At 65.9% G+C, this 25,781-nt stretch carries 26 protein-coding genes and 1 pseudogene; 16 read left to right on the top strand and 11 right to left on the bottom strand.

The annotated features are described in order from the left end of the window. The first annotated feature begins 71 nt into the window (after window positions 1-71). The 3 genes from IEY63_RS17180 to IEY63_RS17190 are packed head-to-tail and all read left to right on the top strand — an operon-like array spanning window position 72 to window position 2,919. Window positions 72-815: a (Fe-S)-binding protein gene (locus tag IEY63_RS17180; protein WP_189070225.1), complete on the top strand. Its 744-nt coding sequence runs from the start codon at window positions 72-74 to the stop codon at window positions 813-815. Beyond that, window positions 812-2,296, top strand: coding sequence for a LutB/LldF family L-lactate oxidation iron-sulfur protein (locus IEY63_RS17185; RefSeq protein WP_189070226.1), 1,485 nt, complete (start codon window positions 812-814; stop codon window positions 2,294-2,296). The genes IEY63_RS17180 and IEY63_RS17185 overlap by 4 nt, the downstream gene beginning before the upstream one ends. Continuing rightward, a complete protein-coding gene (locus tag IEY63_RS17190; RefSeq protein WP_189070227.1) occupies window positions 2,293-2,919 on the top strand; it encodes a LutC/YkgG family protein in 627 nt (208 codons plus the stop codon). The genes IEY63_RS17185 and IEY63_RS17190 overlap by 4 nt, the downstream gene beginning before the upstream one ends. A gap of 321 nt (window positions 2,920-3,240) precedes the next feature. On the opposite strand, the gene IEY63_RS17195 is transcribed toward IEY63_RS17190, so the two are convergent. Then, window positions 3,241-4,107, bottom strand: a complete 867-nt coding sequence (locus IEY63_RS17195; protein ID WP_189070228.1) for a helix-turn-helix domain-containing protein — start codon at window positions 4,105-4,107, stop codon at window positions 3,241-3,243. A 440-nt stretch (window positions 4,108-4,547) separates the two neighbouring features. Between IEY63_RS17195 and IEY63_RS17200 the strand changes: the two genes are divergently transcribed. The 4 genes from IEY63_RS17200 to IEY63_RS17215 all read left to right on the top strand — a co-directional run bounded on the left by IEY63_RS17200 (window position 4,548) and on the right by IEY63_RS17215 (window position 9,950). Next, window positions 4,548-5,798, top strand: coding sequence for an ABC transporter substrate-binding protein (locus IEY63_RS17200; RefSeq protein WP_229784783.1), 1,251 nt, complete (start codon window positions 4,548-4,550; stop codon window positions 5,796-5,798). A 105-nt stretch (window positions 5,799-5,903) separates the two neighbouring features. Continuing rightward, entirely contained in the window at window positions 5,904-6,821 is a 918-nt protein-coding gene (locus tag IEY63_RS17205; protein WP_189070230.1) for a carbohydrate ABC transporter permease, read from the top strand. Beyond that, window positions 6,818-7,648, top strand: coding sequence for a carbohydrate ABC transporter permease (locus IEY63_RS17210; protein ID WP_189070231.1), 831 nt, complete (start codon window positions 6,818-6,820; stop codon window positions 7,646-7,648). Before IEY63_RS17205 ends, IEY63_RS17210 begins: the two co-directional genes overlap by 4 nt. Before the next feature lie 43 nt (window positions 7,649-7,691). Then, window positions 7,692-9,950 carry an alpha-L-rhamnosidase gene (locus IEY63_RS17215; protein WP_229784784.1) on the top strand — a complete coding sequence of 753 codons (2,259 nt, stop codon included), beginning with the start codon at window positions 7,692-7,694 and terminating at the stop codon, window positions 9,948-9,950. A gap of 395 nt (window positions 9,951-10,345) precedes the next feature. Here the strand turns inward: IEY63_RS17215 and IEY63_RS17225 are convergent. The 7 genes and pseudogenes from IEY63_RS17225 to IEY63_RS17255 form a co-directional block, all read right to left on the bottom strand. Next, window positions 10,346-11,244 (bottom strand): annotated as a pseudogene (locus IEY63_RS17225) (transposase); the annotation flags it as partial. A gap of 117 nt (window positions 11,245-11,361) precedes the next feature. After that, a complete protein-coding gene (locus IEY63_RS17230) occupies window positions 11,362-12,372 on the bottom strand; it encodes a transposase family protein (RefSeq protein WP_189070234.1) in 1,011 nt (336 codons plus the stop codon). A 403-nt stretch (window positions 12,373-12,775) separates the two neighbouring features. Beyond that, the gene (locus tag IEY63_RS17235; RefSeq protein WP_189070235.1) at window positions 12,776-13,339 is read right to left on the bottom strand and encodes a hypothetical protein; all 564 of its coding nucleotides are present in this window, start codon (window positions 13,337-13,339) and stop codon (window positions 12,776-12,778) included. Window positions 13,340-13,342: 3 nt separating this feature from the next. Further along, window positions 13,343-13,738: a hypothetical protein gene (locus tag IEY63_RS17240; protein WP_189070236.1), complete on the bottom strand. Its 396-nt coding sequence runs from the start codon at window positions 13,736-13,738 to the stop codon at window positions 13,343-13,345. A 60-nt stretch (window positions 13,739-13,798) separates the two neighbouring features. Continuing rightward, window positions 13,799-15,205: a YopA family protein gene (locus IEY63_RS17245; RefSeq protein WP_189070237.1), complete on the bottom strand. Its 1,407-nt coding sequence runs from the start codon at window positions 15,203-15,205 to the stop codon at window positions 13,799-13,801. 22 nt (window positions 15,206-15,227) lie between these two features. Continuing rightward, the gene (locus tag IEY63_RS17250; RefSeq protein WP_189070238.1) at window positions 15,228-15,779 is read right to left on the bottom strand and encodes a hypothetical protein; all 552 of its coding nucleotides are present in this window, start codon (window positions 15,777-15,779) and stop codon (window positions 15,228-15,230) included. Continuing rightward, window positions 15,779-16,030: a hypothetical protein gene (locus IEY63_RS17255; protein ID WP_189070239.1), complete on the bottom strand. Its 252-nt coding sequence runs from the start codon at window positions 16,028-16,030 to the stop codon at window positions 15,779-15,781. The genes IEY63_RS17250 and IEY63_RS17255 overlap by 1 nt, the downstream gene beginning before the upstream one ends. An 80-nt stretch (window positions 16,031-16,110) precedes the next feature. On the opposite strand from IEY63_RS17255, the gene IEY63_RS17260 reads away from it, so the two are divergent. Beyond that, complete coding sequence (locus tag IEY63_RS17260; protein ID WP_188844764.1) at window positions 16,111-16,404, top strand: PadR family transcriptional regulator; 294 nt, start codon at window positions 16,111-16,113, stop codon at window positions 16,402-16,404. Next, the gene (locus IEY63_RS17265; RefSeq protein ID WP_189070240.1) at window positions 16,401-16,997 is read left to right on the top strand and encodes a hypothetical protein; all 597 of its coding nucleotides are present in this window, start codon (window positions 16,401-16,403) and stop codon (window positions 16,995-16,997) included. The genes IEY63_RS17260 and IEY63_RS17265 overlap by 4 nt, the downstream gene beginning before the upstream one ends. 232 nt (window positions 16,998-17,229) lie before the next feature. Here IEY63_RS17265 and IEY63_RS17270 read toward each other — a convergent pair whose 3' ends face one another. The 3 genes from IEY63_RS17270 to IEY63_RS17280 form a co-directional block, all read right to left on the bottom strand. Beyond that, window positions 17,230-17,409 carry a hypothetical protein gene (locus IEY63_RS17270; protein ID WP_189070241.1) on the bottom strand — a complete coding sequence of 60 codons (180 nt, stop codon included), beginning with the start codon at window positions 17,407-17,409 and terminating at the stop codon, window positions 17,230-17,232. Between the two features lie 168 nt (window positions 17,410-17,577). Then, on the bottom strand, window positions 17,578-18,774 hold the full coding sequence (locus IEY63_RS17275; protein WP_189070242.1) for an S-layer homology domain-containing protein: 1,197 nt from the start codon (window positions 18,772-18,774) through the stop codon (window positions 17,578-17,580). A 47-nt stretch (window positions 18,775-18,821) separates the two neighbouring features. Continuing rightward, window positions 18,822-19,493: a DsbA family protein gene (locus IEY63_RS17280; protein ID WP_189070243.1), complete on the bottom strand. Its 672-nt coding sequence runs from the start codon at window positions 19,491-19,493 to the stop codon at window positions 18,822-18,824. A 121-nt stretch (window positions 19,494-19,614) separates the two neighbouring features. Here IEY63_RS17280 and IEY63_RS17285 point away from each other — a divergent pair, with 121 nt between their 5' ends. The 7 genes from IEY63_RS17285 to IEY63_RS17315 all read left to right on the top strand — a co-directional run bounded on the left by IEY63_RS17285 (window position 19,615) and on the right by IEY63_RS17315 (window position 25,763). Further along, the gene (locus IEY63_RS17285) at window positions 19,615-20,406 is read left to right on the top strand and encodes a hypothetical protein (RefSeq protein ID WP_189070244.1); all 792 of its coding nucleotides are present in this window, start codon (window positions 19,615-19,617) and stop codon (window positions 20,404-20,406) included. 144 nt (window positions 20,407-20,550) lie between these two features. After that, window positions 20,551-21,210: a hypothetical protein gene (locus IEY63_RS17290; protein WP_189070245.1), complete on the top strand. Its 660-nt coding sequence runs from the start codon at window positions 20,551-20,553 to the stop codon at window positions 21,208-21,210. A gap of 115 nt (window positions 21,211-21,325) precedes the next feature. Continuing rightward, window positions 21,326-22,102 carry a hypothetical protein gene (locus tag IEY63_RS17295; protein WP_189070246.1) on the top strand — a complete coding sequence of 259 codons (777 nt, stop codon included), beginning with the start codon at window positions 21,326-21,328 and terminating at the stop codon, window positions 22,100-22,102. A 195-nt stretch (window positions 22,103-22,297) separates the two neighbouring features. Continuing rightward, entirely contained in the window at window positions 22,298-23,140 is an 843-nt protein-coding gene (locus tag IEY63_RS17300; protein ID WP_189070247.1) for a hypothetical protein, read from the top strand. Window positions 23,141-23,452: 312 nt separating this feature from the next. Beyond that, complete coding sequence (locus IEY63_RS17305; protein WP_189070248.1) at window positions 23,453-24,118, top strand: hypothetical protein; 666 nt, start codon at window positions 23,453-23,455, stop codon at window positions 24,116-24,118. Between the two features lie 78 nt (window positions 24,119-24,196). Next, window positions 24,197-25,030 carry a hypothetical protein gene (locus IEY63_RS17310; RefSeq protein ID WP_189070249.1) on the top strand — a complete coding sequence of 278 codons (834 nt, stop codon included), beginning with the start codon at window positions 24,197-24,199 and terminating at the stop codon, window positions 25,028-25,030. A gap of 268 nt (window positions 25,031-25,298) precedes the next feature. Next, window positions 25,299-25,763, top strand: coding sequence for a hypothetical protein (locus IEY63_RS17315; RefSeq protein ID WP_189070250.1), 465 nt, complete (start codon window positions 25,299-25,301; stop codon window positions 25,761-25,763). Window positions 25,764-25,781 lie beyond the last annotated feature (18 nt).

The raw sequence follows: 25,781 nt of genomic DNA on the forward strand, positions 1-25,781 counted from the left end.
TCGGCAGGCGTGCGGCCCCCGCCGCCCGAAGAGGGCGCGTCCGAGTGCCGCCCGCCGCCGGAGGTGTTTCAGTGAAGATCGACCTGTTTATCACGTGTCTCAACGACGCGATGTTTCCCCGCACCGGCGAGGCGACCGCGCGGCTCCTCGAACGCCTCGGGCACGAGGTGCGTTTCAACGAGCGGCAAACCTGCTGCGGGCAGATGCACTTCAATTCCGGCTACCAGCACGACGCGCTGCGGCTCGTCCGGCATTTCGTGGACACCTTCCGGGACGCGGACGTGGTGGTCGCGCCCAGCGGCTCCTGCGTCGGCATGGTCCGTGACCTGTACCCCAGGGCAGCCGAGTGGGCCCACGACGACGCCCTGCTGGCGGAGGTTCAGGCACTCACGCCCCGGGTGTTCGAACTCAGCGAGTTTCTCGTGCACCACCAGGGCCTCGAGGACGTCGGCGCGTACTACCCGCACCGGGTCACGTACCACCAGACCTGCCACGCCATGCGGGTCCTGCGGGTCGGGGACGCGCCCCTGCGCCTCCTGCAGCGCGTCCGGGGGCTGAACCTCGTGGCCTTACCGGCGGTGGACCAGTGCTGCGGGTTCGGCGGGACGTTCAGCGTCAAGAATCCGGAGACGAGCACCGCCATGCTGGCCGACAAGGTGCAGCACGTCATGAGCACGAACGCCGAAGCGTGCACGGCCGGGGACAACAGCTGCCTGATGCACATCGGTGGGGGACTCAGCCGCCTGCAGAGCGGCACCCGCACCGTGCACCTCGCCGAGATCCTGGCCAGCACGGAACACGAGGTGTTCGCGTGAGTGCCGGCGGCATCAAGCCCGCCCGGCCCTTCCCGGCGGCGGCCCGGGACACCCTGGGGAACGCCCAGATGCGCCGCAACCTCCGGCACGCGACCACCACCATCCGCGAGAAGCGCCAGCGCGCCGTGGACGAACTGCCGAACTGGGAGGCGCTGCGGGACGAGGCGGCCGCGCTGAAAGATCACGTGATGGCGCACCTCAGCGAGTACCTGCTGGAACTCGAAGCGTCCGTGCAGGCCCGGGGCGGCCAGGTGCACTGGGCCCGGACCGCGCAGGAAGCCCGGTCGATCGTGGCGGCGCTCGCTCAGCGTCACGGCGCGCAGGAGGTCATCAAGGTCAAGTCCATCAGCACCGATGAAATCGAGCTGAACGCCGGCCTGGCCGCACACGGCATCCACGCGATCGAGACCGACCTGGCTGAGCTGATCGTGCAGCTGGCCGAGGACCAGCCCAGCCACATCCTGGTGCCGGCCATTCACCGCAACCGCGCGGAAATCCGGGAGCTCTTCCAGCGCAAACTGGGCGCCGAACTTCTCACGGACGACCCGAAAGCCCTGGCCGACGCCGCCCGGACGTACCTGCGGGAGAAGTTCCTCTCGACCACAGTGGCGGTGTCCGGCGCGAACTTCGCCGTGGCCGAAACCGGCACGGTCTGCGTCGTGGAGTCCGAGGGGAACGGCCGGATGTGCCTGACCATGCCGGACGTCCTGATCAGCGTGATGGGCATCGAGAAGGTCCTCCCGACCTGGCAGGACCTGGCGGTGTTCCTGCGCGTGCTGCCCCGGAGCAGCACCGCCGAGCGCATGAACCCGTACACGTCGTTCTGGTCGGGCGTCACCCCCGGGGACGGCCCGCAGGAATTTCACCTCGTGCTGCTCGACAACGGCCGCACCGACGTCCTGGCCGATGACGTGGGCCGGCAGACGCTGCGCTGCATTCGCTGCTCGGCCTGCCTCAACGTCTGCCCCGTGTACGAGCGGACCGGTGGGCACGCGTACGGGAGCGTCTACCCGGGGCCGATCGGCGCGATCCTGACCCCCCAGCTGCTCCAGCTGGAGGATGAGAATGCCAACACCCTGCCGTGGGCGAGCAGCCTGTGCGGCGCGTGCTACGACGCCTGCCCCGTCAAGATCAACATTCCGGAGGTGCTGCTGTACCTGCGCGGGCAGATCAGTGACGCTCAACCACCGAGTGTGCAGGCAGCGGCCTTCAAGGTGGCCGCCTGGGTGATGAGTGAACCGCACCGGTTTGAAGGGGCCATCAAACTCGCCCGGACGGGCCAGGGGCCCCTGGTCAAACACGGCGCCATTCACGCCCTGCCCGGCCTGCTGGCGGGCTGGACGGCGTCCCGTGACCTCCCGGCGTTCCCCAGGCAGACCTTCCGGGAGTGGTGGCGCCAGCGTCCCGCGGCGCAGGAGCACGGTCCAGACAGACCGGAGGACACGAGCGAGACGGCCGGAAACGCCTGGGAGCCCCTATGAGTGCAGAAGCGAGACTAGAGATCCTCACGCGCGTGAACCGCGCGCAGCCGGCCGAGCCGACCCGGTTTCAGCGGCCCGCGCGGCCGGTCTCCGGCCGTGATGAGCACGACGTGGTCGAGCAGTTTGCCGAATACGCCGCCGAATACCGCGCGAACGTGATCCGGACGTCCCGCTCGGCCCTGCCCGCGGTCCTCGGCGATCTGCTCCAAGGGCAGGTTCAGGTCGCAGTCCCGAAGGACCTCGCCGCGGACTGGTTACCTGCGGCCCTGGCGGTGCACCGTGATGATCCGGACCTCACCGACCTGACCGTGATCACGGCCGTCGTCACCGGGGCTGCCGTCGCGATCGCGGAAACCGGCACGGTCGTGCTGGACCACGGGCCAGGGCAGGGTCGGCGCGCCCTGACGTTGGTGCCCGATCATCACATCTGCGTCGTGTTCGAGCATCAGGTGGTCGAGAGCGTGCTGGAAGCAGTGCAGCGGCTTCACCCCAGTGCGCGCCGGGGCCAGCCCCTGACGTGGATCAGCGGCCCCAGCGCCACGTCGGACATCGAACTCAGCCGCGTGGAAGGCGTGCACGGCCCGAGAACGCTCGATATCGTCCTGGTCGCCGGTCCACCCTGATCTGACCACAACGGAGGCGCGGCACCTGAAGGCAGGTGCCGCGCCCCTCTTGCGGACGCGTTTACGAGCTTCAGGCCAGCGGCAACGGGCCGAGGTCAAGCGTGGCCCACAGACCAGACCGTTTGAACACAGGCGCACCGCTCCACACGCCGGTCCTGGCGCTCGGTGAACCCACCTGCGCTGCGGCGACCTGGCCCAGAGGGAATGTGGAGAAGGGAGAGCCTGTGTTCCCTGTCCTGCCGCGGTCGGGGCGCGGCTCATCTGCTCGGTGGACTGCGTCGCTTTTCAGGTCACCCGCTGGACAGGACGGGATGGTGGCCGTCAGGCCAGTTCCGTGATCGAGCCGGAGCGCCGGGTGACGGTCAGGTTGCGGTAGCCCTTGGGCGTCATGCCGGTGCGCAGCTTGAACCGCCGGCTGAAGTACAGCGCGTCGTCGAAGCCCACTTCAGCGGCGACACTCTGAATGGATTGGGGCGTGGTTTCGAGGAGGTCCTTGGCGCGCTCCAGCCGGAGGAATTCGCTGAATTCCTGGAGGGTCTGGCCGACCTGTTCCTGGAAGAGATGCGAGAAGCGCGAGACGGACAGTCCGCTGAGCGCGGCCAGGTGTTCCCGGGTGTGCCGGGCGGCAGGATCGGCCCGGAGTGCAGCCAGGACTGTCTCGATGCGTGGATCGAGGCCCCGGGTGGAGAGCCGGGGATGTTGCGCGTTGAGGAGCAGCAGGGCGCGTTCGAGGGCGTTCATGGCGAACGCTTCGCGGTTGGGCAGGTCACCCCGGGCGTACGTGTTGACCTGCTTGAGTTCGTGCGCGATGCGGCGGCGGGCGGCTCTGTCCGTCACGCGCAGGTGCAGGAGGCCGGGGGACAGGACCGGCCAGTTCAGCCAGTCGAGCCATTCGGGTCGGGGGCGGAAGTGCGCCCACGTGACCTCCCAGCGTTCGAGGGACCGCTCGACGCCGTAGTCGTGCCGCGTGCCGGGCCGGAAGAGGACGCAGTCGCCGGCTTCGGTGATCAGTTCACCGCCGGCGTGACCGATGCGGCCACGGCCGCTGATCGTGAATTTCAGCAGCCAGTCATTGGTGCCGTGCTCCCGCCAGGCGTAGTACCCGCTCGTTTTGAGTTCGTGGTTGGGCGCGACGTTCAGGAAGGGCGGGAACGGAGGTTGCGGGGACTCCTGACGCTCGCCAGACATAGCACAATCGTACATATTTCCAGCACTTCAGGCAATGGTGTGCGGCGGGGCGTCGCCGTATCCTGTGACAGAACAGCACAGAGCAATGCCTTCCTCCCGGGAAGGACCCGAGTCCTCCGCCACTCGACTCACCCCAACACTGGCCGTTGGGATGGGAACGGTCTGTCGCGCCGTCCTGCACAGCGACCCTGGCCAGCCGGCGCCGCTCCTCACCCTCCACTCCGGTCCACCCGTCCAATGGGGTCCATGCGTACCAGACTCGTCATGTCTGCCGCGTGGCCGCAGAGGTCAAACCCGTCTGCCGCACTGGGCACACCAGCGGATCCGGGCCCGTTCCGTCCAGCGCAACCTGTCTCACCCAAGGGGGAAGTATGTCCGCACACACCACCACACGTCCCGCACCCGCATTCGCTCGTCTGATCGGTCTCAGCCTGGCGCTGATGACCCTCTCCAGCGCTCACGTGACCGCCACGGTGGCGGCCAATCCCGTCACCATCTCCGTGCTGGCCGGCGGCAACGATCCGGCCAAGACCAAGTTCGCCACGGCGCTGGCCACCGCCTTCATGAAAGCGAACCCGTCGGTCACCGTCAAGGTCGAAACCCGACCGGGCGGCACCGAAGGCGACAACCTGATCAAAACCCGCCTCGCCACGAGGTCCATGAACGACGTCTTCATCTACAACTCCGGCTCCCTGCTCCAGGCGCTGCAGCCTGACAACCAGCTGGTCGACCAGTCCGGCCAGCCCTGGGCGAAACGCGTCACCCCGGAATTCCGGCAGGCAGCCGGCACCGCCAGAGGCCTGTACGGCGCGCCCGTGTCCAGTTCCTTCTACGGCGGCATCATGTACAACAAGAAGGTCTACGCGAAGCTGGGCCTGCGGGTCCCCAAGACCTGGAATGAGTTCATCAGCAACAACCAGAAGGTCAAAGCCGCGGGGCTCACGCCCGTGCTCGTGTCCTACGGCGACACGTGGACCAGTCAGCTGCTCGTCCTGGCCGATTTCGCCAACGTCAGCAGGCAGGCGCCGGACTGGGCAGCCAAGTACACCGCCAACCAGGCGAAATACGTCAATCCCCCAGCGCTGGCCGGCTTCACGCACACCGCGGAGATCTACAGCAAGCAGCTGATGAACAAGGACTACGCCTCGCTCACGTTCGTCAACGCGCTCAAGGCCCTGGCGACGGGCCAGGCGGCACACTACCCGATGCTCACGGTCGTGATCGGCAACGTGATGCAGTCCAACCCCGCGCAGGTGAACGACATCGGCTACTTCGCGGTGCCCAGTGACTCCGGCACCCCACGCGCGACCGTGTGGGAAGCCGACGCCGCGTACATCCCGAAATCCACGACGGGAGAGAAACTCAAAGCCGCTGAAGCGTTCGTGGCCTTCATCAACTCCCGTACCGGCTGTGACATTCAGAACTCGTCCGGCACGGTCGCCGGCCCCTACTCCATCTCCACCTGCAAAGTCCCGGCGAACGCCCCGGCGCTTGTCAAGGATGAACTGAAATACCAGGCGAGCAAGCAGACCGGGCTGGCCCTGGAATACGTGTCCCCCATCAAAGGCCCGAACCTCGAAAAGATCCTGATTCAGGTCGGGTCCGGCATCTCGACCGCTCAGGTGGGCGCCGGACTGTACGACCAGGACGTGGTGCAGCAGGCCCAGCAGCTCGGCCTGCCCGGCTGGTAAACGCCGCGTTTTCGAAGTGCTGTGCGGATCAGTGCGCGGCCAAGGGTCGGTCACCAGTGCCGACCCCTTGCCGTTGAGTGCCCGGGCGCCGGGCGAAGGAAGATCATGACCACGTCAAAGCCTGTTCACCGCGTCAAACCAGCCGCTCCAACCCAGAGGAGCCCCCGCACCTGGTCGACGTATCCCCTCTGGTTCTTTGTGCCGGTGCTGGTGCTCTTCGTCGTCTTTTTTGCCGTGCCGACCTTCTCGTCCTTCTATTTCTCCCTGACCCGGTGGTCGCTGTTCGATTCCACCTTCATCGGCTTCGGGAACTTCGTGCAGTTCTTCAAAAATCCACAGCTGTACACCAGCTTCATTCACACGCTGATCTATGCTGCCGTCACGTCCGGCTCGAAGATCGTGCTGGGCTTCCTCCTTGCGCTGCTGCTCACCTCCCCCGTGATCGGCAAGGGGTACCTGCGGGCGGTGGTGTTCTTCCCCGTGCTGCTCTCCACCATCGGCGTGGGCATCCTGTTCAAGTCGCTGCTCGACCCGTTCCACGGCATCGTCAACGCCGCGCTGGGCGTCCTGCATCTCCCTCAGCCCGGGTGGTTCACCGACCCCGCGCTGGCGCTCCTGACCGTGGCGGGCGTGGATATCTGGAAGGGCGTCGGGATTGCCACGCTCATTTTCATGGCGGGCATCGTCGCCATTCCCGGCGAGTACTTCGAAGCGGCGCGCATCGACGGGGCAACGCCAGCGCAGCAGGTGCGGCTCATCACCATGCCCCTGGCCCGCAACGCGACGGTCACAGTCATCATCCTGTCGCTCATCGGCGGACTGCGGTCGTTCGACATCATCTGGGCCACGACCGGCGGCGGTCCTGGCTTTACGAGTGACGTCCTGGCGTCCGTGATCTACAAGCAGTACCAGGCGGGCTTCTACGGACTCTCCACGGCGGGCAACGTGGTGCTGTTCACGCTGGTGACCGTCCTGATGGTGCCCCTCTCATACCTGCTCAACCGCAAGCAGGTGGAGGTATGAACGCCCAGCGGCGGGCGTGGCTGGTCGGGATCATCGCGATTGCCGTCTCCGCAGTGGTCTTCCTCGTTCCCTTCGCGTTCGTGATCCTGCAGGCGGCCAAGAGCCCCGCCGAAGCGTCGAACCTCACGTTCACCTGGCCGTCCACGTGGCAGTTCGGGCAGAACTTCATCGACACCCTGGCGTACGGCGATCACGTCATCCTCCGGGCCCTGCTCAACAGCACCGTCCTGACGTTCGGGTCCGTCACGCTGATGGTCATCATGTCCGCCATGGCGGGCTTCGTCCTGGCCCGGCGCCACAGCCGGTGGGGCGCCGTGGTGAACTTCTTCGTGCTGGCCGGTCTCATCGTGCCGCCCGCCGTCGTGCCGACCATCTGGGTGCTGCAGGGCCTCAAGATCTTCGGCACCATGCCCGGCCTCATCCTCGTCGAGACGACCTTCGGGCTGCCCTTCTGCATCATGCTGTTCCGGGCGTTCGTCAACAACATCCCGCGCGAACTGGACGAGGCCGCCATCCTGGACGGCGCGGGCCCCGTGCGGCTGTTCACGCACGTGGTGCTGCCCCTCCTGCGTCCCGTGATCGTCACGGTGATCGTCGTGCAGTCCGTCTTCGTGTTCAACGATTTCGCGTTTCCGCTGTACTTCCTGCCCGGCAACGACAACGTGACCGCGCAACTGGCGCTGTACACCTTCTCGGGGCAGGCACTGAGCTTCTACAACCTGCTGTTCATGGCCATCCTCGTGGTGACCATCCCCCCCCTGGTGGGCTACATCTTCTTCAACCGGCACATCATCGGCGGCATGACCGACGGGGCCGTCAAGGGCTGAGCGCTCTCGCTGCCCCTTTCCACCACACGACACGGTGATTCTCATGAACTGGAATGCACGCATGATCGCGGCCGACACAGACGGTGCAGGCGCGCCACTCTTCCGCAAGCAACTCGACCTCGCGCAGGGCCACGGTAACGTGGTGGGCGCCACCCTGACGGTCTCCGCACTCGGCATCATCGAGCCCTGGATCAACGGCCAGCGCGTCTCGGACGACCTGCTCACGCCAGGCTGGAGCAGCTACGAGTGGCGGCTGCGCTACGCCACGTACGACGTCCTCCACCTCATCCAGCCCACCACCGTGATCGGCCTGGCCCTGGGCAACGGCTGGTACCGCGGCCGACTCGGCTGGACCGGGCAGTCCGGGCTGTACGGGTCGGAGCTGGCGGCGTTCGCTCAACTCGACATCACCTTCGCGGACGGCGCCACCCAGACCGTCGGCACGGACGGCACGTGGACCGCCGGCCCGAGTGCCACCACCGCCAACGACCTGTATGACGGGCAGACCATTGACGCCCGGCGGGAGCGCGCCGGCTGGGCTCAAGCTGATTTCCCAGAAGACGGCTGGGGCAGCGTTCACTGTGTCGAGTACGATCTCAGCCGCCTCGCCCCGTACGAGAGTCCGCAGGTCCGGCCGTGGACGGTCCTCGATCCGCAGCGCATCTTCACCACGCCCGCGGGCAAGACCATCGTCGATTTCGGCCAGAACCTCGTCGGCTGGATCCGCCTTCAGGTCAAGGGTCCAGAAGGCACCACCATCACGGTCCGTCACGCGGAAGTCCTCGAACACGGCGAACTCGGCGTGCGTCCTCTGCGTTCCGCCCGGGCGACCGACACGTACGTCCTCAGCGGCGGCCAGGACACCTTCGAGCCGAGGTTCACGTTCCACGGCTTCCGCTACGCTGAGATCACGGGCTGGCCCGGCACGCTGTTCCAGGAGGACCTGCAAGCGGTCGCGATCAGTTCGGACCTCCAGGCCACGGGATCGTTCCACACGTCCAACGCGCTGCTCAACCGGTTCCACGAGAACGTCCGCTGGGGCATGCGGGGCAATTTCGTGGATGTCCCCACCGATTGCCCCCAGCGGGACGAGCGGCTCGGCTGGACTGGGGACATCGCGGCCTTCGCGCCGACCGCCGCGTTCCTGTATGACGTCGAAGCCTTCCTGGCCGAATGGCTCAGGAATCTCGCCCTGGAACAGGCGCACCAGGGCGGCGTCATCAGTTACGTCATCCCGGACGCCCTGAAATACCTCGGCAACCCGGTCAACCGCCAGCCCGTTGAGAGCACCGCGGTGTGGAGTGACGCTGGCGTCTGGGTGCCCTGGGCCGTGTACCAGGCGTACGGCGACCCGGGCATTCTGGACGCTCAATTCGACTCCATGGCGGCGCACGTCCGGCGCGTCCGGTCGCTGCTCTCCCCCACCGGGCTGTGGGACACCGGGTTTCAGTTCGGAGACTGGCTCGATCCGGACGCGTCCCCGCACGACCCGGCCGCGGCCAAGGCGGACCCGGGGGTCGTGGCGACCGCCTGCGCGTACCGGTCCGCGTCTCTCGTTTCGCAATCCGCGGCTGTCCTGCACCGGGAGGCCGAAGCAGCGGAATTCAGCACGCTCGCCGAGCAGTTGCGGTTGGCGTTCAATACGCACTACGTCGAGCAGGGGCGAATCCACAGTGACTGCCCCACGGTGTACGCGCTCGCGATCGTGTTCGGGCTGCTGGACCAGAATGATGAGAACGCCGCTGGAGCGCGCCTGGCCCAGCTCAGCGAACAGGCCGGGTACCGCATCTCGACGGGCTTCGCTGGCACGCCCTTCGTGACTGACGCCCTCACCCTGACGGGTCACCTGGACACCGCCTACCGCCTGCTGCTGGAGGAGGCCTGCCCCTCCTGGCTGTATCCGGTGACCATGGGCGCCACCACGGTCTGGGAACGGTGGGATTCCATGCTGCCCGACGGGACGATCAATCCGGGCGAGATGACGTCCTTCAATCATTACGCGCTGGGCGCCGTGGCCGACTGGCTCCACCGCGTCGTGGGCGGAATCTCACCACTGACCCCCGGGTACGGTGAGGTACTGATCGCCCCTCAACCCGGGGGCGGCCTGACCCACGCGCGCGCCAGCATCCAGACCCGGCACGGCCGTGTGGCGGTCGAGTGGACGCTCGACGAACGCGGCCTCACCATGCAGACGGACATTCCAGACCACGTGCGCGCCGTGATGCGGCTGCCCGGTCAGGGGGATCAGCCGTTACGGTCCGGGCGCACCATCACCCGCGTCACGGGTCTCGTCCCGGCCTAATCCGGGGGGCGCGCATGACCAAGTGCGCCTCCCCAACTGATCACGTCAACGAGGCAGGCAGCTCTCCAACTGCCTGTCTCGAACCGTTGAGTGAGACGCTACGCAGCTTCAGGGTGAACTGGGGAACGGATGTAGCGTGCCGCCCCCACTTGCGCGGCCCTGCCGGACGCCAGTGAGGAATCCTGGGCGCTGGCGTCACATCTGCGCGCCGTGCAGCCAGGCAACCGGGTGGATGTGACGGTCGAAGGCGGGGATGTGGAACCGGTGTTTCTGCCCCGCCAGCGTCGCCTGCGGGGCTGCGCAGCCCAACGAGGCATCTCCGTGCGGGATAGCGCCGAAGCATCCAGGGCAGTGTTCAACCCAGGGTGAGCAGGCTCCTGAGGTGCGGCAGGGTCGTTCCGGTAAAACTTGCGGCAGACACGGAATTCCTTCAGCTTGCAGACCACGTTCTCCACCGTGATGCGCACCTTGGAAATCTGATGGTTGAGCTCCCGGTCCTCCGGGCTCAGCGTTCCGCCTTTGGGACGCATCCGAGGAACGATCACCTCGTGCCCGGGGCACTGCTTGTCCAGACCCGTATAACCTCGGTCTCCCCAGGTACGGCTCCCTTGAGGCAGGCGACCGAGTAACCTCGACTGTTTGAGGACATTCATGTCATGGGTGCGCCCGCGGGCGGGCGCACTGAGGTGCACGACCAGCCCACTGCCACCTGCGTTTTCAGTGTATGGGTGCCCTTCTTGACGCTGAAAAACTTTTTCTGGTCCTTGGACCGCCCGACGGCTTTCTTCCCTGGACCGCCGCCCTTCTTCTTGGGTTGCCCTCGGGGCTGTTCGGTGCCGTCAATGATGAGGTCTGCGATCTCCGGGAACACTTCAAGCACGTCTTCCAGGGTGCACAGCTGACGACGCGGGGCGGCGTCGGGCGTGACCTTGCGGCTGTCCAGCGTCCGGGCACGGAAGGGAGCAGGCAGCGCCTGCTCCAGGAGGGGCAGGCGCGCATGGATGTTCCGGCACACGTTGGCGGCGTCCATCTCGAACAACACGCCCAACAGATGCATGGGAAGGTATTGCCGGAGATACATCAGGGTGAGCAGCAGACGGTGGGGAACATCGAGCTTGAACTGTCGGCCCGCCCCGATGCGGTGCCTTCGTCCCTCCCGCAGCAGGGACGTGCGGTGTGTCCGGGTCCACAAGGGCTCGAGGTGTTCAGCGAGGAGCATGAATTCGGTGGGGTTCAGGCCGCAGAGCGACTCAAAAGACCGGGAACGCCGCATGAGGCGCGGCACCTGAAGCATGCCCCCACTCTGCCCAACTCATTTCAACTGCGTAATGAGTCTTGAAGACCTGTTGCGCAGTAGTCAAAGGATCAGTGGGGAGACGGTCCACGACTCCCTGCTGATCTGTCCCTGTGCTCAGAGAGTGCAGAGGTGGTGTTGACGTTGCCATCGGAGATTGACGAGTCCAGCGACACACCCCCACATCACGCCGTGCCGTGAGGTCTGGTTCCCGAAAAACTCCTTGCAGACGCGAAATTTCTTGATCCGATTGATGGCATTCTCAGCGGTGATCCGCACCTTGGAGATCAGCCGATTCAGCTCACGTTGCTCCTCACTCAACTCGCCGTTCTTCGGCCGCTTGGCGGGCACGATGGTTTCCCACGCCAGATAGACCTGCTCCATCCCGGTATAGCCACGGTCTCCCCACACCCGGACATGCCTGGGCAGTCGGTTCGTCAGTCGCGAACGTCGTAGCACCTTCATATCGTGGGTGCGACCGCCAGCGGTCGCACTGAGGTGCATGATCTGTCCCTCGGGCGTCACCGCCACCTGGGTTTTCAGGGTATGTGTCCTTTTCTTGACGCTGTAAAAGCGCTTCTTGTCCTTGGGGCGCCCGACCGCCTTCTTGCCGGGTTTCTCTCCCTTCTTCACTTTCGGCTGCCCGCGAGGCTGCTCAGTCCCATCCACGATCACGTCAGTCAGCTCGGGGAAAATCTCCAGAAACTCCTCCAGCGAGCGTATTTTCCTCGGCTTCTTGCTCGTCCTTCCAGCAGCCTCATCCGGCTCGGCCTGGAGCGTCCGGGGACGGAGGGGAGCAGGCAACGCCTGCTCCAAGACCGGGAGCAGGGCATGGATGTTCCGGCAGATGTTCGCTGCGTCCAGATCGAACAGGATGCCCAGAACGTGCATGGTGAAGTACTGTCGCAGATAGCGCAGCGTGACCAGCAGTCGCTGGCTGAGGTCGAGCTTGAAGGTGTTGCCCGCTCCGATGCGCCGGACCCGTCCGGCGCGGGAAAGGGAGCGGTGATGGCTCCGTTCCCACAACGGCTCCAGTTCCATCAGAAGCTGGTCGAACTCGGCGGGACTTAACCCCACCAGCCGCTCAAAGGACCGCCCCCTGGACTTCAGCTTCTCAAGCCGTAACACCTTTGAACCTACCTGCTCCCACCTCTACTGCGCAACAGGTCTTGAACTTCAGTTGTGCTGAACTGGCGCCCGCTGAGCACCAAAAAGTTATTCATCTTCAATTCAACTGGGGGCTGGCGGGACGTAAAGGCGGCATAACGTCCACCTAGGGTCCTCCTATCTGCGTCGATCGTCGCCCTCCTGCACCATGTTCTGGAACCGATTACCTGACATACCGTGTAGCGCTTCCGGTAACTATTCAAGACCCCCCATTACAAGGACTATGACGACACCAGCATACAGATCCGCTTCTCGAAGGTTGTTGCTTTTTGGGCCCAAAATACGGGTAGGCGACGCATCACGGTTCGCGTGCGTAAACCGTCAGAAAGCGGCATCCATTCCTTCCAAAGGCTCATGGCTTGGCTCAGCCGAGAAGTGGGAGTACCCGGGCAGTAGGCGTCAGGCCCAGCCGGGTCCACGCGACGGGCCGTAGGGCGTCTTGCACGGCGGAGCGGGTGCGGCGGGGCGCGAAGCCCGTGAGGAGGGTCGTCGCGGCCACGGCGAAGAGCGTGACGGGCGTGGCGCCCGGCAGGGTGCTCAGGATGCCCACGGCGACCTGCGTGACGGCCAGGGCCAGGGGCAGCGCCCGCCGGAACGGGACCGTCAGGGCCAGGGCCGCACTCCACGCGGCGGCGCCCAGGAGCGCGGCGGTGCCGTTGCCGGAGAATGCCGCCAGCAGGAGGAGCAGCAGGGCCGGGCTGAGCCGGGCGCGATCGAGGCGCTGATGGGCCGGGGCGCACCAGGCGAGCAAGACCCCTACTACGGCGGCGAGCGCGGAGAGGGCCAGCACCACCGTGGCCGGCGAGGGGCACACGAGGGACGCGAACGGGACGAGGCTGGAAAGCAGCACCGTGACCGGCAGCGCGATCAGGTACCCGGTCACCGCTTCCAGCGGCCGCCGGAACAGGCGGAGAGTCGCGCGGGTCATGGCTCAGCCGCTCCGCACGGCGGTCTGCTGCAGCTGCGCGAGGACGGCACTGAAGGTGCCGGCGCGGGCGTGCCCGAGCCCCTGTCCGGTGTTGGCTTCGAGGGTGGCCTCCACCTGGTGGCCCAGTGGGTGCCGGTCCAGGATGATCACGTCCCCACCCCGCAGGTCGAGGACCGGATCAGGGGCGAGTGGGAGTGGAGGCCAGCCCAGCGCGGCGGCGATCTTCCCGAGGGTCGCCTGCGCACCCCCCTGGTGGAGGACGGTGACCCCGGCGGGATCGGTGTCGGTGCGGGAGACGCCGATCCAGGCGCCGGCAAGCGTCCAGCCGAGCGTGAGGCGAACCCGCGGCGGACGGGCTGGTGCGCCGTGGAGCGATCGGGGACCCAAGTGAGGTGTCATGCCCGCAGGGTGAGGGCGCGAGGGTGTCGGCAGGGCATCACCCGGGTGCGCTGCTGGGGCCTACCCTTCCTCCGGCGTGTCTGCGGTGATGGTCCAGGGAAGGGGTTGCTCGTCGTGTTGGAACCGCGGTGCATATGTGCCCTGTACCTCCAAGAGGCGGAGGACACAGAGCTCCACGTAGGTCAGCGCGAGGTCGACCAGGTCAGAGGAGGCTCTCTCCGTGAGCGCTTGCAGTTTCGCCGCGCTGCTGGGGTGCACGTAGCTGTTCCGGACGGCCACGATCGCGCGGGGGCCATGGGCGGGCTCCACTTCGGGTCGCGCTGGCCGCTCCGCCTGATCAGGGCAGGTGGGTCGCCCCGACGGTCCGCTCTTGGGAGCGTGGTGTGCCTCTCGCGCCTGCTTGTGCAGCGCGGCGCGCTGATCTTCCGCCTGAAGAAAAGCGCTGAGCTCCTGCGTCTGCGCGGGCAGATTCGCGTCAATCCCGAAGGCCTGGAGGAGCTCCGTGAGGTGAACGGCCGCGTTGCCGGATTTGAACTGCCTCTTGCTTTTCAGCTTGCGAACTTCTGTCAACTCCGTCCAGGACAGTGTTTCCAGGGCGACCTGGGCGGAGATCAGTTGACTGACCACATTGCCTTCACTGGGCGCGTCAATGTAGAGCCCCATAACGGTGCGCAGAGACGTCGTCCAGGTGGCGTCGCGGAGGAGTGGATACAGCCCCTCGCACACCTGCTGGAGGCCATCCTCGTTGTGACGGTGGTACCAGTTCGTGGACGGGCGGTACCGGGAGATTCTGGTGACCTCTGCAGCGATCCAGGGACCTTGTTCGGTGGTCGCGTGGCGCCACGTTCCAGCGCCCACCCAACGGCCCTGGGCAAAGCTGAAGCCCCAGCCCAGTGCATCGAACGCATGGTCCAGATCGGGGTCATCGGTCTGGAAGGGTGCGCCGTCACTTCGCTGCACCCGACCGACCGCGGTGACCGCGAACATATGCCCTTCCGCCTCCGCGTCGTCGAGGACCTTAGTTGGGACGTGATCCAGCGTGAAAAGGAACGGACCCATCGTCAATATCAGGCGAGCACGTCTAATTCCTTTGGGCTCCTTCACCCACTGCCCAAGCCAGGTGGGGCCATTCACGACCCAGAAATCAAGCGTAGATACCGTGGCGGCTCCACGGACAAGCCGTGTCAGCAGGTACGCTCTGGCCTCCGCACTCCAGCGGATGGGCAGAGCGTCGGTCGCCTCGAAGCCTGGAATGGTCAGCTGGCCGTGAGCGTCCCCTTGTGGATCAGTGGGGATGGGTTGCCCCGTGGCGGTGAGCGCCGGATCCGGCCAGAGCTTCAACTGCACGGACAAGCCTTCCGGCGCGCCACCAAACAGTGAGCCTTCGCCTTCAAAGATCACGATTGGGTCTTTGAGCGATGTGGGCAGTGAAATATCCAGTGCAGGCGGCGCGTCAAACCAGGACATCCCCCCATTGTGCCCGGTGGCGCTACGTGCCGCTGCCAAAGAGGGGAATGACCCCACGGCAGTCGGGGAAGCGCGTGCAGCCCCAGATGCGGGTTCCCCGGCGTGGTCCGGTGCGGACGTCCCGGATGGTCATGCGCGCCCCGCAGCGGGGGCAGGCGGGACTGTTCACGCTCGCCGCCGCCCGCCGCGTCGCCGCCTGCGCCAGGTCCTGCGCGCGGGTGAGCAGCGCCATCGTGTCCGGCGCCGTGTGCAGTAGACGCACGCGCACGCCCCGCGTGTGCAGCAGGTCCCGGATCTCCCCCACCCGCTGCGCCAGTTCCGGCTTCCGGGCCTGCTGCGCGTCATCCAGGAGGCGGCGCACCAGGTCGCTGCTCGTCACGAGTTCCACGTGCGTGTGCGCCGGCACCGCCCGCAACGCCTCCCGCACGGCGATCAGGTGCGCCTCGTGCGGCGTGGTGCGCTCCAGTTGCCCGTCCTGCTCCCACGTGGCCCGGTCCCCCACGGCGAGCACTAGGCCGAACCCGCCCGGGCTGGGCGTGCCGGTCGCGTGCCCAGCTACGAACGCCGTGTGCATCAGGCCTGCAAGGCGGAGGGCGGAGCGAGGAGGCCCTGGAGTTCCTCGCAGCGCTCGACGGCCGTCTCCAGCAGGCCCCGCTGGGACCAGGTGAGCGCCTCAGGCTGCGCCATGAGGACCTGAAGGGCGCCCCGGAGCTGGCGGGTGGCGTCCAGGACCTCCGGTTCGGGCGGCAGGCCGCTCAGGCCCTCGAGGACGCGGGTGGCGGCCAGCTCGGCGCGGCGGATGAAGGTGGGGGTGAGGGGCTGCATGCCGCGCAGGGTGGTCGCGCGCGGGTCCACGTGTCAACTAATATTCATCCCCCTACCTTTTTTAAAGTGCATAATGACGTATGCCCCTTCGACTCACGCAGGCGCTGGCGAACGTCCTGTACGTCCTCCAGCACGACCCCCCACCGCACTACCCCTACCACCTGGCCAAGCGCACCGCCGTCACGCAGGGGGCCATCTACAACCTGCTCGACCGCCTCGAGGAGCACGGCCTCGTCACCAGCGACCTGGAGGACATCGACCCCAAGGTCGCCGGCCGCCCCGCCCGACGCCATTTCGCCCTCACGGCCGCTGGCCGTGAACGCGCCACGACGCTCACCCAGGCGCGTCCTCCCCTCCTCCCGAGGGTGCCGTGACCCTGCCTGACGACGCCCGCGCGGAGCTGTGCCGCACGCAGATCGAGTTTGCCGTGCTCCGCCTGCCCGAGTACGCCCGGCAGCGCCTCAGCGATGACTGGTCCAGCCAGCTGGCGATCCTCCTGATCGAGGATCTCGACGAGGCCGAGCGGTACGTCGCCGAGATCCAGGCTGATCTGCCCAGCGTGGTGCGCCGCACCACCTGGCGTGACCCCGCCACGCAGCGCGCACTACGCACCGCCCTGACCGTGATCATCACGCCGCTCCTCGCCGCAGTGCTGGCTGCGCTGGCCGGGCGCCTCTCCGTCATCATCCAGGCTGGGGGCATTCCGGCCGACCTGCAGGCCGATGCGGTCGGCCACGCCACGTGGCTGACCCAACGCGTGTGGGAGGCGTGCATGCCCGCCCTCCTGATCGCGCTGGCTGCGGCAGTGTGGGTCAATCCCGCCCAACACCGGCTGATCCTGTGCGGCGGCCTCGCCACTGCACTCGCCATCACCGGCTGGTCCTGCGGGTTCGGCGTCCCCCTGTGGGCCCTGGTGCCCAGCGCAGCCCTCGCCATCGGCCGAGCGCTCACGACCACACCGCGCTGATCCTCACCACACTGAGCCCCCCAGGTCATCCCTGGGGGGCAACGCAGGGGGGCGAGCCCCATGAAGTCGCACCACCCCGTCTGGCCTGAGTGCCGTCCAGGCCGTGTTCGTCTTGATTCAGGTGGGGTGGACCAGCGGCCACGCCGCCCGTTCCCCAAAGGTGAACAGGCGCGCCCTCACGGAGCGCGCCCAGGACCTAGATGTTCGCAGTCACCAGGGATGACTCCGTGCTTCAGGCCTGCGCCTCCACGCGGATGCCCAACCGCTGGGCGAGGGGAAGCAGGGCCTGAACGTCCGTGCGGACTGAGTCCTGCACCTTCACCACATCAGGCGACAGGTTCTTGAGCGCGGCCTTGAATTCCTCCGGCGTGGTGGAGGAATTGATCGTCAGGACGGAAAAGTCATCGGACATCTGATAAGGCATAGGGCTCCTCACGGCACGATCAGGCTGGACTCAATGGCCGGGCTGCTCACGACACGCCGAATGTCGTTGGCCACGGGCATCCTGGTCCAGACGTCCTGTGTGTGGTCGTGGCACAAGGACAGGTGGTGGCGAACGAGAGACAGCGTCTCCACGGGCTCAGAAGGTGAGTTTCGCGCCCAGGCGCACCCCGCCGCCCAGGCCGCCCGCGCTGCCGTCCGCGAGGCCCGTCCCGGCGCCCTTGCGGCTCAGGTAGTACCGGCCGTCCAGTTCCACGAACACCTTCAGCGTGTCCGTGAACGCGTAGTTCACGCCGCCCAGCGCGCTCACGAACCCGTCCGCCGCGCTCGCCCCCGACTGCCGGTCCGGGCTGACCAGCACGCCCCCACCCAGCCCCACGTACGGCTGGAACAGCGCGTCCGCCCCGCCGAACGGGCGCGTGACGTTCGCCTGCGCGCTGTACAGCCGCGCCGACGAGTTGAAGTCCGCCGCAGCCTGCACGCCGAACCCACCGGCCACCTGCTGCAGGCCCAGCACGGCGCTGTACCCCACCCCGTCCACCAGGCTCTTCTGCACCCCGCCCCCCACGTACGCGTTCGCGGGCGCGTCAGGGCGGAACGTCACGTTGGGCAGGTCCCCCGGCTTGGGCTCCGCCGCCTTCGCCGAGACTGCGGCGGCGGCCTGATCCTGCGCCGCTTTGGCCTGCAGCGCCGCCTTCTCCGCCTCCAGGGCCGCCACGCGCGCCTCCAGCGCCTGCACCTGCTCGGCACTTGCCGCGCCGGCCTGCACCGCCGCGAGGTCCGTCTTCGTGGCGGCCTGCGCGGCCACCGCGTCCACGTCGGACTTCGTGGCCGCCACCCCCACCACCTGCTGCAGCGTGCCCTCTACGACCCCCAGGCGGGCCTTGACGTCATCCACGTCCGTCACCACGTCGGTGAGGCGGGTGTTGATGGTGACGATCTGCGCGGCGAGTTCCGTGATCGCCCTGGCCAGCACGTCCAGGTCCGCGGGCGTCAGTTGCGCCTGCACGCCCGGCAGCTGGAACACGCCCTGGGACAGCAGGCGGGCGAAGATGGCAGCCGCCTCATAGCGGGTGATGGCCTGGTTGCCGCGGAAGGTCCCGTCGGGGTACCCGAGGATCAGGCCCTTCTGGATGAGCAGGGTCACGCCCGCGCGCGCCCAGTGCCCGGCGGGCACGTCCACGATCGCGCCCGGCGTGGCGGGCTTGGCCGGGGAAGCGGTCTGCGCAGCGGGTGAAGCGGGTGAAGGCGCCGGCATTGCGCTCGGTGCGGTGCTCTGGGCGGCGGCGAGGGAGGCGGTGAGGGTCAGGGTCAACAGGGTCAGGTGGGTACGCATGATGGGCTCCTTTGCCGCTCAAGATGAGCGCGCGAGACTGGGGTGAATCAGAGCCGGGGCGGCGTGGTGCGGGCCATCGCCTCGCGGATCTCCGCCACGCCCGCCGGTGTGCGCACGCCGTTCACGAACACCGTCGGGGTGCCCTTCATGCCGGCGGCCTTGTGCTGGTCGAGGTCGAGTTGCACCTGCGTGTCCACCGCGCGGTCGTGCAGGCAGGCGTCGTACGCCTGGAGGTTCAGGCCCGCGTCCCGCGCCACGTCCCGCAGCAGCCCAGGGGTGGCCCACGCGTCCCGCTCGTCGCCCTGCCGGGCGTACAGGGCCGCGTTCACCTTCAGGAACTGGGCGTTGCCCTGCCGGAAGGCGCACTCGGCGCTGCGGGCGGCGTCGCGGCTGTCGGGCGCGAGGAACGGGGAGTGCAGGAACACCACGTGCGCCTGGCCGGTGCGGACGAGCTGCTGCTCGATCAGGGGGAGGTGCGTGCGCTCGAACGCCTGGCAGTTCGGGCACTTGTAGTCACTGAATAGGACGATCTCTGCCCCGACCTTCGGGTTGCCCAGCACGGGGCGGCCGTCGGTGTTGAACACGTGGGTGGCGCGGTCCTCACTGCCGTTCGGGAGGAAGAGGATGGCGGCCAGGGCAGCGACGCTGGTCACGGCGAGCACGAGGCCGAGGGTGCGGCGCTGCTGGGTGGGGTGGTCACGGGGCTCGGCGGGAGTCATGCGCCGGACGGTATCGGCGCGAGACTTCGCTGCGCCGCCTCAGGTGGGCGCCGCTTGTGGTCCAGAAGTGGTCAGAATGCAGGGATGAGCCCCCTGGACGCCCGCAGCCTGGTCACCGCTCGTGTCTGAGGTCGAGCAGCAGCTCCGGGAGGCCATGCAGGCGTGTGGGTGTGCGGATGCGGCCATCTGGACGCTCGCGCAGGCCCAGGTGGGCCACGTCCTGCTGAGCCGCGCGGTGGCCACCGTGTTCAACCTGACGCTCACGGACGCGCGGCAGGCCGTGAGGGACGCCATCGCCCGCCAGGGCGTCCCACCCCTGGAACTAGACCGGCCACAGGGGCCCAGCTGGCCGGACCGGGAGGCGGGCGTGCTGGCCACGCTGGCGCAGGGTCCACTGGGGGGACGACCGCAGGACCAACCCTCGGCGGTCTATCAGGCGTGCTTTCTGCCCAGTTGGGACCTGCCCCTGCTGATCATGGTGCAGCGATCGGCCACGCCACTGCTCACGGCCGTGGCCACGGAACCCTTCTCCGGTCCGGATCCGCAGGGCCGGGTCCGGGTGCTCCGCTGGCCGGTCCCCGTTCGCGTGGACACGGAATTGATGTCCTGGTCCGTCCGGGCGAATCTGGCCGAGGAGGACCTGACGGTCTTGGAGGAAAGGGCCGCGGCGCTCGTGCCAGTGGTCCAGGCCGAGCAGCTGGGCTGCGGTTTGGACGGCACCACGATCCTGGGGTCCATTACCACCGGGGGGCAGGGAACGCCGTTCCGCACCTGGAGTCCACGGGCCGAGCAGGAACCGGCCCATCACGCTTTCCTGAGTGCGCTGGTGGACGTGACGCTGGCCTGTGTGCCCCAGGGGCACGTGCATGAGGCCGCGCAGGCAATGGCCCGGGAGTTGGGTGGCAAACACTGAGGCCATCCAGCAGACACCCGGGGCAGGCGGGTCCATCATGAAGTGTCAGTCTGTAAGGCCCGTGTCGAAGAGTACCTGCTGGGCGTGGAGCGCAGCGCACACCTGACCGGTCCCCTGGGATTGTCTCTCCGTAGACTCGACCCTGTGAACCTCCCAGACATCGGCATGAGTCCCGAACTGGCCCGACTGGACGACGCAGCGTATGCCGTCATCGAACACCACAAGCGCGCCCCAGACCAGCGAATCCAGGGGCTCCAGGACCCAACCTTCCAGTACCAGCTGGAAGCCATGCGCTACCGACTGGCGCTGACCGACCGGGTGGCCGAGTTAGAACGGCAATTGGCAGGTCGGTACTACAAGCACCTTCCGGTGCGTTGGTTCAGTGAACTGAATGCCGAAGAGCTGCTTCGCGTCCTGCCAACCCTCATTGAGGCGACCTTGGGCTGGGGCCACGGCAACGGCTATCTGATGTGGTTCGCGTATGGCTGCCTGGACAGCCTGCCACGGGATCAGGCGCGCGACCTCTACCTCCAGGTCTTTGCCCGATCCATGCGCGTGTATGGCATGACCGCTGCATTACCGGACGAACGATTGATCTACGCGGCAGAAACGTTCGTCACGAGTCAGCAGATCTACCACTCGAAGACCGGACATGAGTATCAGGCTGCCCTGCGGGACGTCATTCGGGTCGGAATGGGCGAGCGTTTCGTGTCCCTCTACGATCAGGAATGGGTGAGCATTCGGGCGGATGATGCAGCGGACGCCGTGTCTGATGGGCGCACAGAACGGACCGACCATAGTTGACGGACCACGTGTGACTCGTCGATACAGGTGAGTCAACGTTGTGTAGCCCAGATCCAGTCCATCTCTTGGAGCGGCTGCAGGTGTGACGCGAGGATTCGAGGGGCATACTCCGGGCATGAGTTCCGATCCCGCTTCGGTGTGGTGTCCTGCACCCGCATGGGCCAATCAAACCAGAATCTTTGAACCGGAGGAGGCTCGGTTGCAGCACCTGGCGGACACGTCTGCAGACGCCATCCACGCTCACCTGCGCGGCCTCTTCACTGATGTGCGGCCCAATATCGACAGCATGCCGTATTTCGTGGGACGTCAGGCCTTCTCGTGGGCCAGTCGCCAGCCAGAGATGATCTGGGTGGAGACAGAGGTCTGTCAACTCATGCCAAGGACCGATACGCGTCAGGCCGTGGATCGTCGTGTCCTCATCACCCTCCTTTGGGATCCAACCACCCAACAGGGTCGACTTGAACCTGATCTGGAACCCGAAAGTCTCCTCACGCAACTCCACGTGCAGCTCGTTGACAGCCGGACCTTGGTGGATGTGCCCGTGCTCCACGAGCTCTCAGCCGAGGATCAGAGCCTGCTGAACCGTGACTGGATCGAAATTCTCGGTTGCCTCCAGACAGGCGCCGACGAGATGATCGAGGACCAGTCTGAGGCGGGAGGGGACCTCGTGGATGTCGGCTTTCCAGAACGCCTACAGATGACTGGGGCGTATACCATCCACCGGATTGCCCGCCTTGGCGATATGGAATTTCTCTTTAAACTCGGTTTTCAGCAGCAGCCCTGGGTGTCACCTGCAGAACCTGGAGATCGGGACTATGTGATGCAGGATGTCCTGCTGAGAGGGCAGGAGGACCGGTGGTCCTTTGAACTCTGGACCACCAGCGTGCCGTGAGCGCCGGCGTGACCACGCCCATTCGAGAACCGGGATGCCCTCTGTGCAGCACGGACAGCGCCTTCTTGACGTCCCACCGGCGAATGAAGGCAGGAGGCGCTGCAATGTTGAGCACCGTGTCGGTCAGCTGCGTGTTGGGGTCACGCCGCGTGTGCTGTGGAGCGCAGGTCGGTTGGTCACGCCTATGCTCAAGCGGTGACCTCCGGCTTTGACCCGCAGACGTTTCGCCTGCACCGCATCCCCGCGCCGTCCTGGGCCTCCACGGACCAGACCATCAGCCCAGCCCTCCCAGCGACACGCCGCACAGCCGCGGCCGACCAGCACCAGGACATCCTCCTGGCGGCGGAGCGCATCCTCCAGTGGGCCTTGACCGATCCGGAGGCCACCGCGCGCTTTCAGAACCACCACCCCTTTGCATCTGACGCCACCGGTGCCTACTTCATCGGTCGGCAGCTACTGGACCAGGATCCTGAGCACCCAGACCGAATCCTCGTTGAAACGGAGTGCTGCTTGACACACCTGGACTACCAGGGCCTGCCGGCGGTGGACCACCGGTACATCGTCATCCTGAGCTGGGATCCGTCCGCCCGACAGGCAGAAACGGTATTGATTCGGGGCACGCCGCGGCAGAGCCGGCTGGCTGAGCTTCCCTTAAGCCTGATCCGGACCCGCACCGTGGAAGACATCCCGGACGTGACCTGGCTGGAAGACGAAGGACGAGCTCACCTGGTGTCCAGTTGGGCGGACGTGCTGGCGTGTGTTCGGCAGGCGGCGCAGGAGATCGTGGACGACAGCACGGCATCTGGGGCGCTGGATGAGTGGTTCTTTCCTGCGCGGATCGATATGACGGGGGATTACTCCGTCGGTCAGGCCAGATCCCTTGACGCAGGACGGGTGCTGTTGACGTTGCACTTCACCGCTCGTCAACGGATGACCAGCCGGGGCGAGGACGACTACCTCGGCTACGAGCTGGAAGTTAACGTGGGGGACCGTGGACCGCTGGCGTACGTCCTGTGGGGGAGTCAGGTCATTGGTTGAACGCATAACATTCGTGCATGCGGCTTCCTTGGCGACCTGCGCTCTTGAGCTGCGCCGCTCCGGCTCCAGAAGTGGTCAGAATGCGGGGATGAACCATTCGCCTGCCCCCTACCTAGTCACCAATCGTGCCTGAGGTCGAGCAGCAGCGAGGGTCGGCCACGCTTCATCCTATTCATGTCGCCATCCTGCTGGTTAAGAGAGGCATCGAATGTTCATCCGTCCGCCCGTGAGCCTATGAGGATCACCTCTGTTTTTGCCCCTGCCCAACTCGGCACTGATCGTGCCAGCGAATTGGGTAGGCTCCTTGATTCCATGCGGATTGTGGTGACTGGTGCTGAGTGGGATGGCGCCTCTGAAGTTATGGCAAAAACGTCCATCATAGATTTTATTGATAAAAACGACGAATCCCAGTGGATCGAATTAGATTTTATGAGTCATGAAATTCATTATCCCAATCTTGGGAACAGCAACTTCCCCCTTGCTGGCGTGTTTTACCCAGAGCAAGATGCGAGATATAAATGTCGCCAACCTCAAATCCTGGAGATCATGAAGTCAACCTTCCGGGTTTTGCAACCGCTCTTGGTTGCCCAGGATGAGCATGACGAAATCTCAAAGCTGTTCCTGGGGCTTGCCTCCGTTCCGCCGGATACCTCATTTCTGGTCATTGATGTGAGGCTCTTGCCATCAGAATCCGCGAAAACCTTACTCGCTAATCCAGATCTTCACACCCTGCAGTGGCTCACTGAACATGTCGTATGGATCAACGGCCCTTTGGGGCTTGGAGATGAGACCGATCATGTTCAGGATCGGTCCACAGGGCTGAGAACGAACGCGCAAGGAATGACGCTCACCGATCAGGATTTCGCGGAACTCCAGGCGGCACGCGAGAAGCATCAGGAGGCCCTTTCGGCCATTCTCCACGCCATCCAGTGGGATCACCTGCGTCTGATGATGAACGCGCGCGATCTCAACCGCTGACCGGTCGACGTATGGGTGAACCCGGAGCGAGCTCAGATACCTCAGCACGCCGATGCCGTGGGCCCTACGCTGTGCCAGATGCACGCCGCAGATGAACTTGATCTCCTCCGGGCGCAGCTGATGATCTCAGCTGGTCCAACAGTACGGGTGCTTCGGGACGTCCCCATGCACATTCCAGCACCTCTCCCGCACGTCCCTGAACTCCACCTCATCGGTGTCATCGAAGGTGGCTGGACCTCCGTTGAACTGTACTACCGCACGACCCTGCCGGAGGAGGAGCTGGGGGTCCTCCTGATGGACGCGTTCACCGCGCAGGGCTGGCATGACTTCGAGCGTCACTTCCCAACCCTCAATGGTTTTCTCGCCCATGACGAGTGGCCAGAGTGGGACCGCAGAGAGCGGACCGGGCTGGAGATGCTGGGGCACCCGCCCACCGGCTACCTCCTGCAGTGCGAGCTCATGGCACTGGAGCACGAAACGCTGGTCAAGATGGCTTCACCCCATCAATACGGGCACGGTCATGACCTGTGGAAACCAGACCCAATCAAATGGGCGATCCCGATGCCAGCGCTCAAGGTGTGGGAGGACCTCCACGTGGAGGTCCTCAGCCGGCGCCAGCAGGTGAAGCGGCACGACTGCTGGGGTCACGTGTCCGCCCACTTGACTGGGCCTGGAGAGACTGAGGCGCTCCATGAGCATTTTTCGCAGCAGCTGCAGGTCCAGGGCTGGACGCGCCACCACGCCGCCCTGGCCGAGCCGCTCTCCACAAGTACGTGGCAGCGGGTGGACGTGATCAGTGAGGTCCACGGCACGCTCATCCTGCGGCGCTTGAGTGACGGCCACTGGCTGGCACAATTTGAAGCCGTTCGCCAGGTGGAAACCGGGAGCGATGGGGTGTTTTACTCTGGATGAGGCGTCGGCCCTCCTCGGTCGTCTGGCTTCAGAGGCAGGGGTCATCCAGGGCCGGGCCACAAGGACGCACAGGCGTCCGCCAGTGAGATCATCCAACGCGACATCGGATCAAGTGAGCCTCTGGGGTTGCCACGACGATCACTTCTGACAGTGAAGGATGCAGCGAGACGAGCAAAGAGGAGCGTTGGATCGAAAAAGACGGAGAGGAGACCGGCTCTTTCCCTTTACAGAAATTCCTTTGAAGGATCACATCGCGTATAACGTTGTTATGCCGTATGTCAAATTGAGCGAGCAGGTTCAGAAACTCAGCAACCCCCAGCGCAGCGATGCATTCATCAAGCTGTTCCAAGAGGCCGTGCGTTCCGGCAAGATCGACGGTGCTTATCTGCCTGAGCGCTTCACGATGCCCAAACAGTTCACGCGCCGTGGTAGTGACGAGACCTACCAGCGTGACACGCGCGAGATGATCTTCAATCACACCCCTGAATTCGACGAATGGTTTGACGAGACCAACCGTGACCTGGCTGCGACCCGCCGAGGGGGCACCATCAAGCCCACCCTGGAAGCCGTCGAGTCCGGTCTGGTGGACTTCCAGACCATGGTGGAAGAGACCCGCCGGAAGCTGCAGGCCAGCTTCGAGAAGGGTCAGGCGCTCGGCAAGGGCCGCGCGAAGACCGCCAGCAAGGAGACCACCAGCAAGGCCAAAGCCCCGAAACGCACAGCCAAGCGGTAAAGCCCAAGACCACAGGAG

This window comes from Deinococcus radiotolerans, assembly GCF_014647435.1.
Classification (GTDB): domain Bacteria; phylum Deinococcota; class Deinococci; order Deinococcales; family Deinococcaceae; genus Deinococcus; species Deinococcus radiotolerans.

Excerpts from the sequence above, each read along its gene's own strand:
- IEY63_RS17190 (WP_189070227.1), top strand. The coding sequence starts at position 2,293 with ATGAGTGCAGAAGCGAGACTAGAGATCCTCACGCGCGTGAACCGCGCG.
- IEY63_RS17195 (WP_189070228.1), bottom strand. The coding sequence starts at position 4,107 with ATGTCTGGCGAGCGTCAGGAGTCCCCGCAACCTCCGTTCCCGCCCTTC.
- IEY63_RS17200 (WP_229784783.1), top strand. The coding sequence starts at position 4,548 with ATGACCCTCTCCAGCGCTCACGTGACCGCCACGGTGGCGGCCAATCCC.
- IEY63_RS17205 (WP_189070230.1), top strand. The coding sequence starts at position 5,904 with ATGACCACGTCAAAGCCTGTTCACCGCGTCAAACCAGCCGCTCCAACC.
- IEY63_RS17210 (WP_189070231.1), top strand. The coding sequence starts at position 6,818 with ATGAACGCCCAGCGGCGGGCGTGGCTGGTCGGGATCATCGCGATTGCC.
- IEY63_RS17215 (WP_229784784.1), top strand. The coding sequence starts at position 7,692 with ATGAACTGGAATGCACGCATGATCGCGGCCGACACAGACGGTGCAGGC.
- IEY63_RS17235 (WP_189070235.1), bottom strand. The coding sequence starts at position 13,339 with ATGACCCGCGCGACTCTCCGCCTGTTCCGGCGGCCGCTGGAAGCGGTG.
- IEY63_RS17240 (WP_189070236.1), bottom strand. The coding sequence starts at position 13,738 with ATGACACCTCACTTGGGTCCCCGATCGCTCCACGGCGCACCAGCCCGT.
- IEY63_RS17245 (WP_189070237.1), bottom strand. The coding sequence starts at position 15,205 with ATGTCCTGGTTTGACGCGCCGCCTGCACTGGATATTTCACTGCCCACA.
- IEY63_RS17250 (WP_189070238.1), bottom strand. The coding sequence starts at position 15,779 with ATGCACACGGCGTTCGTAGCTGGGCACGCGACCGGCACGCCCAGCCCG.
- IEY63_RS17255 (WP_189070239.1), bottom strand. The coding sequence starts at position 16,030 with ATGCAGCCCCTCACCCCCACCTTCATCCGCCGCGCCGAGCTGGCCGCC.
- IEY63_RS17260 (WP_188844764.1), top strand. The coding sequence starts at position 16,111 with ATGCCCCTTCGACTCACGCAGGCGCTGGCGAACGTCCTGTACGTCCTC.
- IEY63_RS17270 (WP_189070241.1), bottom strand. The coding sequence starts at position 17,409 with ATGTCCGATGACTTTTCCGTCCTGACGATCAATTCCTCCACCACGCCG.
- IEY63_RS17275 (WP_189070242.1), bottom strand. The coding sequence starts at position 18,774 with ATGCGTACCCACCTGACCCTGTTGACCCTGACCCTCACCGCCTCCCTC.
- IEY63_RS17280 (WP_189070243.1), bottom strand. The coding sequence starts at position 19,493 with ATGACTCCCGCCGAGCCCCGTGACCACCCCACCCAGCAGCGCCGCACC.
- IEY63_RS17295 (WP_189070246.1), top strand. The coding sequence starts at position 21,326 with ATGAGTTCCGATCCCGCTTCGGTGTGGTGTCCTGCACCCGCATGGGCC.
- IEY63_RS17305 (WP_189070248.1), top strand. The coding sequence starts at position 23,453 with ATGCGGATTGTGGTGACTGGTGCTGAGTGGGATGGCGCCTCTGAAGTT.
- IEY63_RS17310 (WP_189070249.1), top strand. The coding sequence starts at position 24,197 with ATGCACGCCGCAGATGAACTTGATCTCCTCCGGGCGCAGCTGATGATC.
- IEY63_RS17315 (WP_189070250.1), top strand. The coding sequence starts at position 25,299 with ATGCCGTATGTCAAATTGAGCGAGCAGGTTCAGAAACTCAGCAACCCC.